Source organism: Cereibacter changlensis JA139 (genome assembly GCF_003034985.1).
GTDB lineage: Bacteria > Pseudomonadota > Alphaproteobacteria > Rhodobacterales > Rhodobacteraceae > Cereibacter > Cereibacter changlensis.
This window is the reverse complement of record NZ_PZKG01000338.1, coordinates 1-1,355: the sequence shown is the minus strand read 5'-3', so window position 1 is coordinate 1,355 and position 1,355 is coordinate 1. Positions and strand designations below refer to the sequence as shown.

Here is a 1,355-nt window from a genome sequence, read left to right as displayed (position 1 = left end):
TGATGTAGAGCGGCATCGCACATCCTCCATTGGATCCCTTATATCGTGAATGGGATATGCGGCCAGCCTCATCCGCCGGTTAGCCGCCGGAAGAGCTGTTCCCAGACCACATCCCAGCGGAAGGGCATGAGCAGCCAGCCGACCAGCCACCACCAGAAGGCGGCGCGTCGGAACAGGGGCTTCGCGCTTTGTTGTTCTGGCATCTTCGATTCCATCCTCGCCTCCGCCCGATACATAGCGCGAATTGCGGCGAGCAGTCCGCCTGACTTGCCGATTGCATCGCAACGCCAAAGCTGCGAATTGTACTGCCATGCTTTTCCGGTATCATCGGAAATGACGATGAAACAATCTATCAATGGAGCATTAATGGCCGATCTGAACGCGATGTCGCTTGCCGATCTGAAGGCGCTGCAAAAAGACGTTACCCGCGCTATTGACAGCTTTGAGAAACGCCGCAAGGCCGAAGCCGTCTCGGCATTGGAAACCGCCGCAAAGGAGATGGGGTTCAGCCTCGCCGAGTTGATGGGCCAGCAGCCTGGCCGCCAGCGCAGCGCCGCCGTGCCAAAATACGCCAACCCGGCAGACCCTTCGGATACCTGGAGTGGTCGGGGCCGTCAGCCGCACTGGTTCAGGGACGCCCTGACAGCCGGCCGTTCCGAGGCAGATCTTCTCATCAATACCTGACACCACCACGGATAAGGGGCGGCCCCTCTGGGGTCGCTCTTTCTGTCGCGCGCGTGAATGCCCAGAGGATCGAGCGGCGCTTGCAAGGCCAGCCAAATCCGCCCCCGGTCTTGCTCTACGCCGCCGCTTCCCCGTCGACGCCACCGGCCAAGTTCGCCTGCCGTCCGTTCCGCAGTCTCCGGCGCCGTTGCGCCCTTTGATCTTCGATCTGGAGCCCTCGCGGGTCTTGCTGCGCGGTTCGCGCAGCAGCTCTTGCCTGTCGCCTCGCGGATCGTGGTCGCAGATCCCGCCGACATGGTGATCTCCTCTCGTTTCGGAAGAATGCAACCTGAGCCGGGCCTGATCGCGGGCAGGGGCTGCGCCCCCTTCAACCACAATCTTCCCCTGGCCTGCGGCCATTCCTCGCGAAACAAGATTGCGGTTGACCGCGATCCTCATTGGCCCGGCTCTTTTGGTTTGCATCGAAACGAAGGGAGATCACCATGTCCAACTACCTGCGCGTGACCACCCCCGTCGAAGGCTCCGACGGCAAGACCCGCTTCCACAACGTCGGCGTCGCCTTCCCGCAGCGCGAGGGCTCCAGATCGAAGATGAAGATCAAGCTCCACTCCCTGCCGATCAACGGCGAACTCGTCCTCTTCGAGCCGAACACCAGCGACGACGACGGCGGC

At 62.0% G+C, this 1,355-nt stretch carries 2 protein-coding genes and 1 pseudogene; 2 read left to right on the top strand and 1 reads right to left on the bottom strand.

Going from position 1 to position 1,355, the window contains the following annotated elements; translation table 11 throughout:
• Nucleotides 1–68 precede the first annotated feature (68 nt).
• Nucleotides 69–215: a hypothetical protein gene (locus tag C5F48_RS25500; RefSeq protein ID WP_170139786.1), complete on the bottom strand. Its 147-nt coding sequence runs from the start codon at nt 213–215 to the stop codon at nt 69–71.
• A 151-nt stretch (nt 216–366) separates the two neighbouring features.
• On the opposite strand from C5F48_RS25500, the gene C5F48_RS23845 reads away from it, so the two are divergent.
• Both C5F48_RS23845 and C5F48_RS23840 read left to right on the top strand, forming a co-directional pair.
• The gene (locus C5F48_RS23845; RefSeq protein WP_107666135.1) at nt 367–684 is read left to right on the top strand and encodes an H-NS histone family protein; all 318 of its coding nucleotides are present in this window, start codon (nt 367–369) and stop codon (nt 682–684) included.
• Nucleotides 685–1,166: 482 nt separating this feature from the next.
• Nucleotides 1,167–1,355, top strand: a pseudogene (locus C5F48_RS23840) (hypothetical protein); the annotation flags it as partial.

Excerpts from the sequence above, each read along its gene's own strand:
- C5F48_RS25500 (WP_170139786.1), bottom strand. The coding sequence starts at position 215 with ATGGAATCGAAGATGCCAGAACAACAAAGCGCGAAGCCCCTGTTCCGA.
- C5F48_RS23845 (WP_107666135.1), top strand. The coding sequence starts at position 367 with ATGGCCGATCTGAACGCGATGTCGCTTGCCGATCTGAAGGCGCTGCAA.